Genomic DNA, 15,013 nt, shown 5'->3' with positions numbered 1-15,013 from the left:
GTCTTGTTCTTCAGATCGAGTTGGCCAGCCAGGGCTGGCTTGCCAGATGACGCTCTTCGAACGCGCGGATGGTGTCCGCATGGCGCAGCGTGAGGCCGATATCGTCGAGGCCGTTCATCAGGCAGTATTTGCGGAAGGCGTCGACCTGGAATGGATAGGAGATCTTGCCGTCCTGGGAGCGGATGACTTGTTGCTCAAGGTCAACCACCAGGCGGTAGCCCGGAAATGCCTTGACTTCGTCGAACAGATGATCGATCTGCGCTTCGGTTAATACGACCGGCAGCACGCCGTTCTTGAAACAGTTGTTAAAGAAGATATCGGCAAAGCTCGGCGCGAGCACCGCGCGGAAGCCATACTGCTCCAGGGCCCATGGCGCGTGTTCGCGCGACGAGCCGCAGCCGAAATTCTTGCGGGTCAGGAGGATCGACGCGCCCTGGTAGCGCGGCTGGTTCAGCACGAAATCCGGGTTCAGCGGACGGCGCTCGTTGTCCATGCCGGGCTCGCCGTGGTCCAGGTAGCGCCACTCGTCGAACAGGTTGGGGCCGAAGCCCGTGCGGCGGATCGACTTCAGGAACTGCTTCGGAATGATCGCGTCGGTATCGACGTTGGCGCGGTCGAGCGGGGCCACCAGGCCCTCGTAGATCGTAAATTTTTCCATGCTGCTCTTTCGGTTGCGCACGGCGGCATGTGCCGTGCGGCGTGTTATTTTCTGCCGGCGCCTTCGACGGCCTGGCCCACCTTCTGCACGTCCTTGCCGAAGCCGGCAACGGTGTTGCAGCCGGTGAGGACGATGGTGGCGATGGCGATGGCGAACAGGGTTTTCATGATTCGTAGGCTCTGGCTGATGCGTCTTGGATGAATGTATTGCTGCCTCGGGGCGCGCGGTGCGCGCAGCCCCGGAACATCGACTTAGCGGATCGCGCGAACGTCGACGAAGTGGCCGGCAATACCGGCCGCGGCCGCCATCGCGGGCGATACCAGGTGGGTACGCCCGCCCTGGCCCTGGCGGCCTTCGAAATTGCGGTTCGACGTCGAGGCGCAGCGTTCGCCCGGTTCGAGGCGGTCGGCATTCATCGCCAGGCACATCGAGCAGCCCGGCTCGCGCCATTCGAAGCCGGCGGCCCTGAAGATCGTGTCCAGCCCCTCGCGCTCGGCCTGTTCCTTGACCAGGCCGGAACCGGGCACCACCAGCGCCAGCTTCACGTTCGAGGCGCGCTGCTTGCCGCGCACCACGGCGGCGGCGGCGCGCAGATCCTCGATGCGCGAGTTGGTGCACGAGCCGATGAACACCTTGTCGATGCGGATATCCTCGATCGGCGTGTTCGGCTTCAGGTTCATGTAGACCAGCGCCTTTTCCATCGCATCGCGCTTGACGGCATCGTGCTCCTGGTCGGGATCGGGCACGCGGCCATCGATCGCCACCACCATCTCGGGCGACGTGCCCCAGGTGACCTGCGGCCTGATGTCCGCCGCGTTCAGCGTGACGACCAGGTCGAACTTCGCGCCCGGCTCGGTGTGCAGCGTGCGCCAGTATTCGACCGCGCGGTCCCAGTGGGGGCCCACCGGTGCGAACGGGCGGCCCTTCACATAATCGATCGTTGTGTCGTCGACGCCGATCATGCCGGCGCGGGCGCCCGCTTCGATCGCCATGTTGCAGACCGTCATCCGGCCTTCCATCGACAGCGCGCGGATCGTGGAGCCGCCGAACTCGATCGCATAGCCGGTACCGCCGGCCGTGCCGATCTTGCCGATCACGGCCAGCACGATATCCTTCGCGGTCACGCCGGGCAGCAACGGGCCGTCGACCTGCACCAGCATCGCTTTCGATTTCTTCGCCAGCAGGGTCTGCGTGGCCAGCACGTGCTCGACTTCCGAGGTGCCGATGCCGTGCGCCAGCGCGCCGAATGCGCCATGGGTGGAGGTGTGCGAGTCGCCGCAGACCACCGTCATGCCGGGCAGCGTGGCGCCCTGCTCGGGGCCGATCACGTGCACGATGCCCTGGCGCTTGTCGTTCATGTTGAAGTACGTGACACCGTACTCCTTGGTGTTGCTGTCCAGCGTTTCGACCTGCAGGCGCGAGATGGGATCCTCGATGCCGTGCGAGCGGTCGGTGGTGGGCACGTTGTGGTCGGCCACGGCCAGGTTGGCGGACAGGCGCCACAGCGGGCGATGGGCGGCGCGCAGGCCGTCAAAGGCCTGCGGGCTGGTGACTTCGTGCACGAGGTGGCGGTCGATGTACAGGATGGCGGTGCCGTCTTCCTCCGTGCGCACCACATGCGATTCCCAGAGTTTGTCGTAAAGCGTCTTCATGATTGCTGCTTGCTGCCTGTGTGGTGAAAGTTCCATTTTGATTATGCCACAGTTTGTGCGCTGCAAAACAAGCCGACTTTCCGCCTTTTGGGCCGCTGTCCCTTGCATTCTCGTGCTGCGCGCCTAGGGCGCCGGTGTTGCAAAAATGCTGCTGAAAACAGTGCTTGGAACGCTCCGGCGGGCCGCCCACCGTTTTCGGCAAGATTTCAAAAATGTAAGCCGGGGATCCGCCGGATCGCCGGATCGCCGCCGTAAAGGCAATATTTTAGTCGTAAAAAAAGCCTGCGATGGCGTCGCAGGCTTTTTCAGGTGACTTGCTTGGCGAACTTGTTATGCTGCCATGCGCACGCTGCTCCTGCAACCATCCATCAGGAACGATAGGCCCACGACCAGCACCAGATCGCCTTCGGCCGAACGCGCGGTGCCGGTGACCCCTTCCACGGTGAGCGCCGTCATCGGCTTGATCACCAGGTCGGCGGTACCGTCGACGGCGCCCACGGCGAGGATGTACGGCTGCGGCGCGTTGATGACGATGCCCACGCGTTCGGCCGACAGCTCGTAACCGAGCGCGCTGGCCAGCGAACGCACCGGCAGCGGCCGGCCCTGGTCCTTCAGTACCGGCGCACCGCCCACTTCGGAGAAGTTTTCCGGCAATTCCACCACGCGCTCGACGACGGCCATCGGCAGCGCCAGCAGCGCGCCGGAGGTCGACACCAGCATCGTCGGCACGATCGACAGTTCGATCGGCAGGCGGATCGCGAATTTCGTGCCCTTGCCGAGCGCGGATTCGATGTGGATCGCGCCACGGTTCTTCTCGACGGCGGTCTTGACCACGTCCATGCCCACCCCGCGGCCGGACACCGACGATGCCACTTCCTTGGTCGAGAAGCCCGGCAGGAACACCAGCTGGTACGACTCTTCGTCCGTCATGTTCGCGGTCGGCGAGATCAGGCCCTTCTCGCCCGCCTTGCGGCGCAGCGCGATCGGGTCCATGCCCTTGCCGTCGTCCTGCAGCACGATCATCACGCTGTTGGCTTCCTGCCACGCCTTCAGCAGGATGGTGGACTTTGGATTCTTGCCGGCGGCAATACGGGAATCCGGCCCTTCGACCCCGTGGTCGAGCGCATTGCGCAGCATGTGCACCAGCGGATCGTACAGGCTGTCGACGACCACGCGGTCCACTTCCGTTTCCGCGCCTTCGATGACCAGCTCGACTTCCTTGCCCAGGTCCTTCGCCAGCTCGCGCACCAGGCGCGGGAATTTCTGGAACAGGCGGCCGACCGGCTGCATGCGGGTCGCCAGCGTGGCGCGCTGCAGCTCCGTCGAATAGCGCGACGCGCGTTCCAGCGTTTCGGTCAGCGCCGACATCAGCGTGGCGGCCTGGCCTTCGAACTTGAACTGCTGCAGGCGTTCCAGCAGCACGGCGGCCTGGTTGGCGGCCTGCACCGATTCGCCGGCCACTTCCAGCAGCGCATCGAGCTTGACCGCATCGATGCGGATGCTTTCTTCCTTGGCGGGCGCGGCATGGGCGGCCTTTTCGTCACGGCGCTCGACGCCGTCCCATTTCTTGCCGCCGGGCGCCGTATCGGCGGCCGGTGCGGCCGCGGCGGGCGCTTGCACCGCCGGTGCAGCTGCGGTGGCGGCAGCGGCTGCGACAGGGGCGGCGGGCACGGCCACGGGAGCGGGCGCGCCGGCCGGGCGGCTGTAGGTACCCGGCGGCACGACCGCTTCGTACATCGACTCCCAGTCGAGACCGTCGGCCGATGGCGCGCGTGCCGGGGCAGGCGCCGCGGACACAGGCGCTGGCGCGGCAGCCGGTGCGGGAGCGGCCTTGGCAACCGGCTTGGCCGAGCTTTCCTTGCCTTCGATCGCCTGGTTCAGGATCGCTTCCAGGTCGGCCGGCATCGGCCCCATGCTTTCCGGCGAGGCACCGTTATTCAGTTCGGCCAGCTGGTCGGCCACGAAGCCGGACGCCTGCAGGGCCGCCTCGATCGACAGCGGCGTGACCGGCGCGGCACCGGTACGCAACGCGTCGAACAGGTTTTCGGTCAGGTGGCAGGCCGATACGAGCGCGCCGAGGTTCATGAAACCCGCGCCACCCTTGATCGTGTGGAACGAGCGAAACACGGCGTTCAGCGTTTCCTTGTTCTGCGGATCGCGTTCGAGGCGCAGCAGGTGCTCCTCGACATTGACCGCCAGGTCCATCGCCTCGACGACGAACTCCTTGAGCATATCGTCCATCAGAACCCCAGGTCGGCAAGCAGATCGTCCACATTGTCCTGGTTCAGTGCCACGGACGGGGCCGACGGGCCACTCATCAACGACACTTCCAGGGCCTCTTTCTGCGCAATCAGCTCGCGCTTGTCCGGCGGCGCATTATCTTTCAGCAGCTGGGCCAGTTCCGACTCGACGGTCTTGGTGATGATGACCACCTTCTTGATCAGCTGGCCGGTGATGTCCTGGAAGTCCTGCGCCATCATGATTTCCAGCAGGCGGGCCTTCTCCGCCTCGGTGGCTTCCGACACGGCCTGCGCGAACGAACGCGAATCGCCCGCCAGCGTCTTGAATTCTTCAATGCTGAGCTTGCCGTCGAACAGCGCGGCCCAGCGTTCTTCCATTTGCTTCGACTTCTTCGACAGCACATCCTGTGCCGGCATGCCGTCGTCGAGCGTGTTCAATACCTTGTTGGCGGCCTGCTCGGTCAGCGAGGCCACGTATTCCAGGCGGTCCTGCGCATCGACGATCTGGGTCGAGGCCTCGGTCAGCGCCTTGTCGTAGCCCAGTTCGCGCAACGAGTCGTGCAACAGGCGGACAATGCCGCCCAGCCGTTCAAACATGGTGCCATCCTGCTGGCCATCGTCGGCGGCTGGCGCATCGCCGGCCGGCACGGCAACCGCGGCGGCGGCGGCGGCAGCGGCCGCGGCGGCAGGCGCCGGGGGACGAGTCGACGCGATCTCGTCGAACAGACTTTCCAGGTCGTCGTCAGCGGTGGCGGCGGCCGGCGCGGGGGCCGGTGCCGGTGCCGGGGCGGCACTGGCGCGCTGCGCGGACACTTCCTCGAACAATGCGTCGAAATCATCAGCGGCGTCGGTCATAATCCCTGCTTCTCCATAATCAAAAAATGCTTTCGTATCAACTGCCTGTGGGTCCGTCTTGATGACGCTCGGCAATATTAACGCACTTCCGCGAGTGTAGCAGGGGGCCGTCCGCTTGTTCAATCCTGGCCGGATCAATCCTGTGCGGCAACTGAAAAAGCCGGTTTTTCTGTTGTATTTGGGTCGCCGGACGGCGCGGGTGTTTGTCATATACAAATATGGCGAGCCCGGCAAGCTTGTACCAAGCTCATCTCTCTATTGAGAAAGATCAAGTCTTTACATCCAGACAAGAGCGCCATTCGAGACTACAATGCAAGAGCGCATGTCTTCCAGGGAGCTGGTATGTACCGGAAAATTCTGATTACCACCGACGGTTCCGCCGTATCCCGCATGACCGCCTGCGCCGGCGTCTCGTTTGCCCACCAGCTCGGCGCCGAGGTGCTTGCGCTGTTCGTCGCGCCGGAATACCAATATCCGATCTATGTCGAGATCATTCCGCCCAGCTACCCGAGCGAGGAAGAGTACCGTGCCGCAATGGCCCGCGCCGGCCGCGATCATGTGCAGTCGATCGTCGATTCGTGCGCCAGGAAGGGCCTGCGGTGCGAAAGCATGACGGCGTTTTCCGAAAGCGCGGCATTGAAGATCGTCGAGATCGCCGAAAAGGCGGGCTGCGACCTGATCTTCATCGGCTCCCACGGCCGCAGCGGCTGGGGCCAGTTGTTGCTGGGCAGCGTCACCAACAAGGTACTGTCGCATTCGAAAATACCCGTGCTCGTGCACCGGCTGCTGAAGGAACCCGTGCCGGAATGATCACGCATCGCCTGCCCCACGCCATGCTGCCGCAGTGTCCGGTGCAAAGTCCTGTGCATCGTCGGGCCATTGGCAACGAAGGCATCACCGCAGTTTCACCGAACCACCCATGATCAGAATAGTCATAGCAGACGACCACACCATCATGCGCGAAGGCCTCAAGCGCATCCTCGACGGCGCGCCGGACATCGATATCGTCGGTGAAGCCGTCGATGGATTCGAGGTGCTGCGCCATGTGCGCCAGGGTGGCTTCGACCTGCTGCTGCTCGACCTGTCGATGCCGGGCCGCAGCGGCGTCGACCTGATCCGCCAGATCCGCAGCGAAGCCCCCAAGCTCAACGTGCTGATCCTCACGATGCACGAAGAGGAGCAATACGCGGTGCGCGCGATCCGCGCCGGCGCCCAGGGTTACCTGACGAAGGAAAGCGCCGGCACCCAGCTGGTGGGCGCCATTCGCAAGGTGGCATCGGGCCGGCCTTATATCAGTACGGAAGTCGCGGAGCAGCTGGCACTGAATATCATGATGCCCAATGAAAGCCTGCTGCATAAACAGCTGTCCGACCGCGAGTTCGAAGTTTTCTCATTACTTGTTTCAGGCAAGTCGATTACCGAAATCGCCAACAGCCTGCACCTGTCGGTAAAAACCGTCAGTACTCACAAAACCCGCATCATGCAGAAAATGGGAATGAGTTCATTGTCGGAAATGGTTCAATACGCTGTTGCGCATAAGCTGCTGTCGCCGTTCAAATCCTGACCCGCCGCGTTCGCGCGCGCTCCCCCGCTCTCACTCTGAAACACCATCTTGGTCAGTAGGAGTATTCCTACAGGTTGTAGCTGGCTCCTACGGGCATATTCAGCGCATACCGATATCCATACCCCCCCTCGGTTGGCATACTGAAACCATTCAAAAGCGAGTTGCCGCAAATCCACTCGGATGCTTACTTGAATCCTCACCTGAATTCTCAAGTGAATTTCGAGAGAATGTCCGACAGAGCACGGCGACAACCAAAAAAGAACTGACAGTCCAAAGTTAAAACGTTTTCGAATGCCGAGCCTTAAAACAGCGATAAATCGCCACTTTTAAATCCGAACATACATGACCTGAAACCAGGAGATCAGCATGCTCCCTACGCAAATGTCCGAAACCCGAGTCGCCGCACCCGCTGGCCAATCGCCTGCCATGGAGGCAGGGCGCCAGCGCCAGGGCCGTCTCTGGTCGAACCTGAAGGAAGTCTGCGACCTCCTGCACATTCCGGCGGCCTGCTCCGTCAATGCCGAGGAACTCCTGTTCCAGCATGTGCAATTCAAGACCGGCCAGCGCATCCACACCATCGGCCAGCCGTTCGATACGCTGTATATCGTGAATTCCGGCTTCCTGAAAACCGTACTGATCGATGAATTCGGCAACGAGCAGGTGCTGAGCTTCCCGATGAAAGGCGACATGCTGGGCGTCGATGGCATCCACAGCCGGCATTACTCGTCCGAAGCGGTCGCGCTGTCCGACTGCGACCTGATCCTGCTGCCGTTCAAGAAGCTGACCGCCCTGGGCCGCGTGCACGTGGAACTGGAACACATGATGTATGGCGTGATGAGCCGCGAACTGGTGCGCGAACAGGCAATGATCGGCATGCTGGGCGCGCTCAGTGCCGAAGCCCGCGTGGCGCGCTTCCTCGTGTCGCTGGCCGACCGTTTCGCCCAGATGGGTTATTCGAGCAAGCTGTTCAACCTGCGCATGACGCGTCATGAAATCGGCAGCTACCTGGGCCTCACACTGGAAACGGTGAGCCGCACGCTGTCGGCCTTCAACGAAATCGGCTTGATTACCGTCGACCAGCGCACGATCGGCATCAAGGACCCGGACGCGCTGAAAACCCTGCGCCGCCTGCCGCCCTCGCGTTCCCGCAGCAAGGCGACCGCTGCCCGCGCCAAGGCCGCCGCCGAAGCCGCGCCTGTGCCGCCGGTGCAACTGGTGGCCACTGTCTGACCGCCGCCCAATTCTTACCTCACCCAGCTTGGGCCCGCTTCGGCGGGCCTTTTTTTGCGCCTGCTCCCGGCATCTGCAGGGTTTCTTCGTTGCTGCAAACAGCCGCTAGAAAACGCTTGCATTTATGGCAGTGGTAGCCAATAATGCAAATGCGAATCATTCTTATTTAAGGCGAAATGACCATGCAGACCCAAGCCAATCAAAACAAGCCCGTGTCTCCTGCCCGGCAGCCCGTTCCCGTGAAACGCCTCACCACCACCGGCCTGATGCAGGATCAGCGTGAGGTGGAAATCGAGCATGCGGGGCGCATCTACCGCCTCCGCATCACGCAGCTGAACAAGCTGATCCTCACCGCCTAATCATTTCAGCCAGCCGCCGCCAGCTGCATCGTTTTCGAGGAGAGTCCGATGGCCATCGACCATACCGATCCGATCTGCCTGGCGCCCGCCGCCGGCAGCCAGCAGCCCGAGCTGATGCTGTCCGCCGTGCTGCACCTGATGTCCCACTACACGGCCGAAGGCAAGGGCTGCGTGAAGCTGGCCTCCGTCATCGAGCGCCACCTGAAGGCGCTGGCTGCCCTGCCGGGCCTGTCGCCCGTGCTGGCGGCCACCTGCCAGCAGTTGTCCGAGCAATGGGCCGGCGTTGTCGAGCGCACGCTGCCGCCGCCAAAGAAGGATGACGGTTTCCTGGCGCGGCTGATGGCGCGCGGCCGTCCCGCACCGCAGGCGGTGTGACCATGTGCGACAAGCACGCGGCCACGCCGCCGCAGGAAGCGCAGGCATCGCGCCGGCGCCGCATCTGGGAACTGGGCCATACCTGCCACTGCCCGCTGGTGGGCGTATCGCTGCCCATCGGCACGTTGCGCAAGCTGGTCGGCAAGGTTACCGGCGGCAAGGTGATCGCGGACGATTACGAGATCCACGTCGGCGCGGTCAGCGAATGCGGCACGCGCAACCGGTTATCCGAAAGCCTGCAGAAGGAACTCGAACGCCGCTATGCGGTGGTGATCGGGCGCTTCCGCGCCGCGCGCACGACGGACGGCGTGGCCGAGCTGTGGCAGGCCGCGGTCGCCGGTGGCGACGTGGCCGGCGCATTCTGGGCCGGCCTGACGCATCCCCGCTGCGCGCCCGAGCTGGAAGAACGCATGTGCCGCGACCTGCACATGATCCAGCACCAGGCCGGTGCCTGCGTGCGGGCCGACATCACCCGCTTCAACGCGGTGGTCGAGGAAAACGGACAACTGGCGCGCGAACTGGCGAAGGTGCAGCACCGCAGTGCCGCCGTGCAGCTCGAGCGCACGGCCGAACAGGAACGCCATGCCGGCATGCTGATGCAATTGCGCGCCCAGCTGGTCAACCGCGACAGCACGATCGATGCGCTGCGCCTGGAACTGGAGGGGTTGCGCGAAGCCATCCCGGATCTGCCGTCGCGCGAGCGGCTGACGCAGCGGCTCGCCCAAAGCGACGAGCGCGAGCGGCTGCTGCGCGAACAGGTGGCCGAACTGCGGCGTGAACTTGCGCAAGCCCAGGCGCAGGCGCAGGCACAAAGTCCGGTGCGCGACGACGAACCCATGCAGGCCGCCAAGGTGGTCGAGCACGTGGTCCGGATGCCGATCCGGCTGGCCGAACGCAGCATCCTGTGCGTGGGCGGACGCAGCGGCAACGTGGCTTCCTACCGCACGCTGATCGAACGGGCCGGTGCCCAGTTCGCCCACCACGACGGCGGCCTGGAAGACAACGCGGGCAAGCTCGAGGCCAGCCTCGCCGCGGCCGACCTGGTGATCTGCCAGACGGGCTGCATCAGCCACAGCGCCTACTGGCGCGTCAAGGATTTCTGCAAGCGCACCGGCAAGCAATGCGTGTTCATCGAAAACCCCAGCATCTCCAGCCTGCAGCGCGGGCTCGAGGAACTGACGCCCTGAACCTCTCATCCGCCTCCTCGCGGAATTTCCCGGCCCCGCCTCGCGCGGGGCTTTTTTTGCCCAGCGGAAGCGTTGTATAAAATGGGGCGGTCCGGCGATCCGGCTGTCCCTGTTGTGGATTTGCTGCGTTGTAAAAAGTTGGGCGGTCCGGCGATCCGGACTGTCCCGTTGTGGATTTGCTACACCTTGCTGCGTCTGGCGCCTGGGCTTGTAGCTGGCTCAGTACACGTCGCGCCGGTAGCGGCCTTCGGTCGCCAGCGCATCGACGGTGCCGTCGCCGAGGATCTCGCGCAGCGCGCGGTCGACGCCGCCGGCCATGCCTTCCAGGCTGCCGCAGACATAGATCGCGGCGCCGTCGGCGATCCACGCGCGCAGCGTGCCCGCGGCGGGCGGCAGCAGGTCCTGCACGTACATGCGCTCGCCGCCATCGCGCGAGAAGGCCAGGTCGAGCCGTTCGAGCCGCCCCTGTTCCTGCCACGTTGCCAGCTCGTCGCCATAGTGCAGGTCGTGGGCGCGCTGGCGTTCGCCGAACAGCAGCCAGTTGCGGCCCTGCCCGGCGGCAGCGCGCGCGCGCAAGTGGCCGCGCAACCCGGCGAGGCCGCTGCCGTTGCCGATCAGGATCAGTGGCCGCGCCGCATTGCCTTCGAGCCGGAAGCGGCGGTGCTGGCGCAGCCGCAGCGGCACGGGTTCGCCGACGGCGGCCTCGCCGCACAGCCAGCCGGAAGCGATGCCGGCGCTGCCGTCGGCGTGCTGGTGCAAGCGCACCAGCAGGTGGACCCGGCCATCGCCCGGCACCGACGCGATCGAGTACTCGCGCGGCCGGTCCGGCTGCGCCGGCGGCGCCACCTGCACCAGGTCGCCCGACTGCCAGGCCGGCAACGCACCGGCAACGGGTTCCAGTTCGATATGGAAGACGGCGCCGCCGGCGCTGCCCGGATTCATCAGCCGCCGCTCCGCCAGGCGCCACGGCGTGAACGCCGGCGCTTCCCAGTCCGGCGCATCGCTGGTGCCGGCCAGGTGCGACAGGTGCTGGCGCCACGGCGCCAGGTCGGCCGTCGCGCCGCGGTCCACTTCCACGCGGGGAAACAGCGGCTGCGCGCCTTGGGCGCTCAGCCAAGCGTCCAGCGCGCGGCCGAACCCGCAGAAATGCGCATAGCTGCTGTCGCCGAGCGCCAGCACGCCGTAATGCAGCCGCGGCAGCGGCAACGGGCGTGTCATCAGCTTGCCGGCGAATGCGGCGCCGCCATCGGGCGCATCGCCTTCGCCGTACGTGCTGGCGATGAACAGCGCCCGTTCCGCACCCTGCAGCGCGGCGGCGGTCACATCGCCCAGCTCGATCACCCGCACGCCGATACCGGCCAGCCGCAGCGTGGCCGCGGTCTGCTGCGCGAGTTCCTCGCCGTTGCCGGTCTGGCTTGCATAGGCGACGATCCATCCGGCAGCATCGCCTGCGGCGGCCATGGCGGCACGCTTGCGGCGCGTGCGCAGCCATGGCAGGAAACAGGTGACGCCATACGCGGCGAAGCAGGCGGCGGTCAGCGCCAGCCGGGCCGTATCGTTCGTCAAAATCATGCGGAAATGTTCATGCTGGATTATTCATGCTCGAGCATGGATGCCGGCGCCTTCGTGCCTGCCCCTTCATGCCTGCTCCAGCATCGCCCGCATGTGCGAGCTCAGGTGTTCAACGGGTCCGCGGTCGGTGCGCACCACGAAGCGGGCCGCGATGCCGCGCCGCTCCGCCAGCGCCAGGCCATCCTCCAGGCCCAGCACGGTCAGCGCGGTCGACCAGGCGTCGCAAGCCATGCAACTGCCGTCGACCACGGTCACGGACGCCAGGCCGTTGTCGATCGGCATGCCGCTGCGCGGATCGATCGTGTGCGGCCGGCGCTGCCCGTCGTGCAGGAAGTAGCGGCGATAGTCGCCGGACGTGGCGACCGCCAGGCCATGCAGCGCGGCGACGATGCCGTCACCGCCGGCCGGGGCATCGTCCACGCCCTCCAGCGCCACCCACCACGGCTGGCCATCCGGCTTGAGGCCGGCGCCGCGCAGTTCGCCGCCCACTTCCACCAGGTAGTCGCGCACGCCCTGCTCTTCCAGCCAGCGTGCCAGGCAGTCGACACCGTAGCCCTTGGCCACCGCGGACAGGTCCAGCTGCACGCCGCCCGGCTGCAGCGCGCTGCGGCTGACGGGGTCGAGCCGCACGCGCGCGACCGGCAGCGCGGCTTGCGCCTGCTCCGCCGTCGGCACCGTGAAGCCCGGCTCATCGTAACGGTTGACGGGGCCGAAGCCCCACAGGTTCACCAGCGCGCCGGCGCACGGATCGCATGCGCCGGCCGTATCGCGCCAGACATCGAGCGCATAGGCCAGTACATGGAAGAACGCCGGCGGCAGCACCTGCCAGGTGCCGGCCGGCGCGCGGTTGAAACGGCCCAGGTCCGAGCCGGGCTCCCAGTGGCTCATCTGCGCCACCACGTCGTCCAGCCGGGCCTGCAGGCCGGCGTGCAGGTCATCCGGCAAGTGCGGCGCGGCGCCGGCGTGCGCCACCCGCGCCGACCAGCTCGTGCCCATGCTGAGGCCGCGATAGTCGTGCACGCCCGAACCGGACGGCGCCGGCCCGGGCGAAATCGCGTGCGGCAGCAGAACCCGGCGCATTACTCGGGCAGCACTTCCACCGTGCCCGAGTAGGTCACGCGGCGCGCCGGCGGCTGCTGCGGCTGGCCGCCCTGCTGGCCGCCCGGCGCCTGGGCCGCCGGCCAGCTGGCCGTCGCCACGTACATGCCGGCGGCCGGGATCGTGAACGTGATCTCGCCCTTGGCATCGGTATTGAAGCGCACTTCGTTCAGCGTGCCGCGGTAGCGCACGCCGCCCGGAATCAGGCTGAACGGCAGGTTCGCGGCCGGCTTGCCGTCGACCAGGAAGCGCCACGTGGCTTTCTCGCCGGCGCGCAGCTCGGTCGGGTTGGTCACCGGCACCAGTTCCAGCCCGCTGCCGGTCGGTTTCAGTACCGCGTCGCTGGCCTCGTTGGCCGTGACGAACGTTTCGATGCGGCTGCTGGTACGCGTCACCTTCAGTTCCTGGGCATCGGCCGGCACTTCCTTGGCCATGTTCGCTTCGATGCCGCGCCAGCGCTTCGTTTCACCGTTGACCTTCCAGCTCGCCATCACGTTCTGGTTCACCAGCGCGATCTTGTAGGTACCGTTCTTGGCCATCTTCACGTCGAACGAATTGCGCAGCTTGCCGTTGGCCACGTTTTCAGGCTGCAGCGTGGCGCCGTCCGGGCCGATGATCGTCAGGCCGTCCAGTTTCAGCGGCACGTGGTCGATGTCGAACAGGCCTTCCGAGATGGCGGCGTCGACCGTCACCCATGCTTCCCGGTCGTTCTCGACGAAGGTGGACGACGGCAGCATCCAGGGCTTGTGCGCCTGGGCGCCGAACGCGGCACCGGCCAGTGCCAGCGCGATCAGGGTTTTTTGAATTTTCATGATGTCTCCTTATGGCTTGACCTGAACGACCACGTTGCCCAGCTCTTCCTTGCCTTTTGCCGCGAATTCCTTGGCGCCCTTCGGCGGCCATGCCACCGGCACCTTCACCAGTTCGCGGCCGCCCGCTTCGCGCGAGGCCTCGACCACCACCGTGTACTGGCCGGCCGGCAGCTTGCCCAGCGCATCCTTGGCGCCCGGGAATGTCAGCGTGTGCTCGCCCGGTGCGCGCGTTGCGCCGGAAACGCCGTCGACCGGCATTTCCAGGTCGCGGCCAGTCTTGCGCCACCACTGGCGCATGTCCTTCAGCCACTTCGTGCCGGCGTTATCCTTCTTCTTCATGTCGTACAGCACCGCCAGGTTCGTCACCACCTTCTGGTCCGCGTTTTCCACCCACGCGGCGATGTACGGCTTGTGGTATTCGGCCACGTTCAGCTGCGGAATATCGAGTTTCAGGGCCAGGTCGGCCGCCATCGCCTGCGCACTGACCAGCGGAATGCTGAGCGCGATGGAGTAGCGTAATTTCATGGTAAGCCTTTTTTATTAATGGATGAACAACAGAGCAATGACGATCGGAATCAGCATCCCCAGCCCGACCATCGGCCAGGTGAACGGCCGGTTGGCCGCGTGGAATTTCAGGATCAATAAACCGGTAATGCAGAACACCAGGCACATCACGGCGAAGATGTCGATGAACCAGTTCCATGCCGTGCCGGTATTGCGGCCCTTGTGGACATCGTTCAGCCACGAGATCCAGCCGCGGTCGGTATTCTCGAATTCGGCGGCGCCGTCGTCGAAGCCGATGCGCACCCAGGCATCGCCGCCCGCTTTCGGCATCGGCAGGTACACTTCGTCGGCCGACCATTCGGCTTCGCGTCCGCCGGCCTTCACCGACCAGGTCTCGCGCAGCCAGCGCTCCGCCGCCTCGGGCAGCGGCGCCTTTTCGCCGTCGCGCTCCTCGCCGAGCGCCTTCAGTTGCGCCACCAGTGCGGCGGGCGCCTCGGCCTGCTTGCGCACGACAGTGGGCTTGGCTTCGATCTGGGAAGCATGGTTCAACGTGATGCCGGTGATGCTGAACAGGAACATGCCGAGCAGGCACAGTGCGGAACTGATCCAGTGCCACTGGTGCAGTTGCTTCAGCCAGACGGCCCGGCCGGCATGCTTTGCCGCGCCTTGTGATTCCCTGTTGCTCACTTTTTCCCGCCCACTTTTTTTCGATGAGATGCTTGTAATAATCAACAAATGATAATGATTATCATTTGCGCCGTCAACCAACGGCCGAGTCCCTGTTACATACGAAACAATTCTCCCTCGTGTCCCCACAACAAAGGTGCATGTACGCCAGCGTACAGAGACATGGAACAGGCCGGGTTATCCTGCAAGCTTGTACAGGACAAACTGAAAAGGAGGCACC

General features: G+C 65.0%; 16 protein-coding genes. 6 read left to right on the top strand and 10 right to left on the bottom strand.

What is annotated here, in order from left to right; all coding sequences use genetic code 11:
- Nucleotides 1–10 precede the first annotated feature (10 nt).
- The 5 genes from leuD to GJV26_RS20715 all read right to left on the bottom strand — a co-directional run bounded on the left by leuD (nucleotide 11) and on the right by GJV26_RS20715 (nucleotide 5,405).
- The gene (gene leuD / locus GJV26_RS20735) at nucleotides 11–658 is read right to left on the bottom strand and encodes a 3-isopropylmalate dehydratase small subunit (RefSeq protein WP_155710631.1); all 648 of its coding nucleotides are present in this window, start codon (nucleotides 656–658) and stop codon (nucleotides 11–13) included.
- A gap of 44 nt (nucleotides 659–702) precedes the next feature.
- The gene (locus tag GJV26_RS20730) at nucleotides 703–825 is read right to left on the bottom strand and encodes an entericidin A/B family lipoprotein (protein WP_155710630.1); all 123 of its coding nucleotides are present in this window, start codon (nucleotides 823–825) and stop codon (nucleotides 703–705) included.
- 84 nt (nucleotides 826–909) lie between these two features.
- Nucleotides 910–2,313: a 3-isopropylmalate dehydratase large subunit gene (gene leuC / locus GJV26_RS20725; RefSeq protein WP_189441771.1), complete on the bottom strand. Its 1,404-nt coding sequence runs from the start codon at nucleotides 2,311–2,313 to the stop codon at nucleotides 910–912.
- Between the two features lie 327 nt (nucleotides 2,314–2,640).
- Nucleotides 2,641–4,551, bottom strand: a complete 1,911-nt coding sequence (locus tag GJV26_RS20720; protein ID WP_155710628.1) for a chemotaxis protein CheA — start codon at nucleotides 4,549–4,551, stop codon at nucleotides 2,641–2,643.
- On the bottom strand, nucleotides 4,551–5,405 hold the full coding sequence (locus tag GJV26_RS20715; RefSeq protein ID WP_155710627.1) for a protein phosphatase CheZ: 855 nt from the start codon (nucleotides 5,403–5,405) through the stop codon (nucleotides 4,551–4,553). The genes GJV26_RS20720 and GJV26_RS20715 overlap by 1 nt, the downstream gene beginning before the upstream one ends.
- 342 nt (nucleotides 5,406–5,747) lie before the next feature.
- Here GJV26_RS20715 and GJV26_RS20710 point away from each other — a divergent pair, with 342 nt between their 5' ends.
- From GJV26_RS20710 to GJV26_RS20685, 6 genes are all read left to right on the top strand, one after another.
- Nucleotides 5,748–6,215 carry a universal stress protein gene (locus GJV26_RS20710; protein WP_155710626.1) on the top strand — a complete coding sequence of 156 codons (468 nt, stop codon included), beginning with the start codon at nucleotides 5,748–5,750 and terminating at the stop codon, nucleotides 6,213–6,215.
- A gap of 109 nt (nucleotides 6,216–6,324) precedes the next feature.
- Nucleotides 6,325–6,969 carry a response regulator gene (locus tag GJV26_RS20705; RefSeq protein WP_131144470.1) on the top strand — a complete coding sequence of 215 codons (645 nt, stop codon included), beginning with the start codon at nucleotides 6,325–6,327 and terminating at the stop codon, nucleotides 6,967–6,969.
- A 426-nt stretch (nucleotides 6,970–7,395) separates the two neighbouring features.
- Nucleotides 7,396–8,199, top strand: a complete 804-nt coding sequence (locus GJV26_RS20700) for a Crp/Fnr family transcriptional regulator (RefSeq protein ID WP_155712622.1) — start codon at nucleotides 7,396–7,398, stop codon at nucleotides 8,197–8,199.
- 182 nt (nucleotides 8,200–8,381) lie between these two features.
- Nucleotides 8,382–8,558 carry a hemin uptake protein HemP gene (gene hemP, locus GJV26_RS20695; protein ID WP_229419374.1) on the top strand — a complete coding sequence of 59 codons (177 nt, stop codon included), beginning with the start codon at nucleotides 8,382–8,384 and terminating at the stop codon, nucleotides 8,556–8,558.
- 48 nt (nucleotides 8,559–8,606) lie between these two features.
- The gene (locus tag GJV26_RS20690; RefSeq protein ID WP_155710624.1) at nucleotides 8,607–8,933 is read left to right on the top strand and encodes a hypothetical protein; all 327 of its coding nucleotides are present in this window, start codon (nucleotides 8,607–8,609) and stop codon (nucleotides 8,931–8,933) included.
- Nucleotides 8,934–8,935: 2 nt separating this feature from the next.
- Nucleotides 8,936–10,120: a DUF2325 domain-containing protein gene (locus GJV26_RS20685; protein ID WP_155710623.1), complete on the top strand. Its 1,185-nt coding sequence runs from the start codon at nucleotides 8,936–8,938 to the stop codon at nucleotides 10,118–10,120.
- Nucleotides 10,121–10,339: 219 nt separating this feature from the next.
- Here the strand turns inward: GJV26_RS20685 and GJV26_RS20680 are convergent, their stop codons facing one another.
- The 5 genes from GJV26_RS20680 to GJV26_RS20660 form a co-directional block, all read right to left on the bottom strand.
- On the bottom strand, nucleotides 10,340–11,692 hold the full coding sequence (locus tag GJV26_RS20680; RefSeq protein ID WP_155710622.1) for a sulfite reductase subunit alpha: 1,353 nt from the start codon (nucleotides 11,690–11,692) through the stop codon (nucleotides 10,340–10,342).
- Between the two features lie 66 nt (nucleotides 11,693–11,758).
- Nucleotides 11,759–12,772, bottom strand: a complete 1,014-nt coding sequence (locus tag GJV26_RS20675; protein ID WP_155710621.1) for an FAD:protein FMN transferase — start codon at nucleotides 12,770–12,772, stop codon at nucleotides 11,759–11,761.
- Entirely contained in the window at nucleotides 12,772–13,602 is an 831-nt protein-coding gene (locus GJV26_RS20670; protein ID WP_155710620.1) for a DUF4198 domain-containing protein, read from the bottom strand. The genes GJV26_RS20675 and GJV26_RS20670 overlap by 1 nt, the downstream gene beginning before the upstream one ends.
- A gap of 9 nt (nucleotides 13,603–13,611) precedes the next feature.
- Nucleotides 13,612–14,127: a DUF2271 domain-containing protein gene (locus GJV26_RS20665; protein WP_155710619.1), complete on the bottom strand. Its 516-nt coding sequence runs from the start codon at nucleotides 14,125–14,127 to the stop codon at nucleotides 13,612–13,614.
- Between the two features lie 15 nt (nucleotides 14,128–14,142).
- Nucleotides 14,143–14,793, bottom strand: a complete 651-nt coding sequence (locus GJV26_RS20660) for a PepSY-associated TM helix domain-containing protein (RefSeq protein ID WP_189441761.1) — start codon at nucleotides 14,791–14,793, stop codon at nucleotides 14,143–14,145.
- Nucleotides 14,794–15,013: the final 220 nt, after the last annotated feature.

The organism is Pseudoduganella dura (genome assembly GCF_009727155.1).
Lineage (GTDB): Bacteria > Pseudomonadota > Gammaproteobacteria > Burkholderiales > Burkholderiaceae_D > Rugamonas > Rugamonas dura.
The sequence above is the reverse complement of the archived record's forward strand: the minus strand, read 5'-3'. Positions and strand labels throughout refer to the sequence as shown.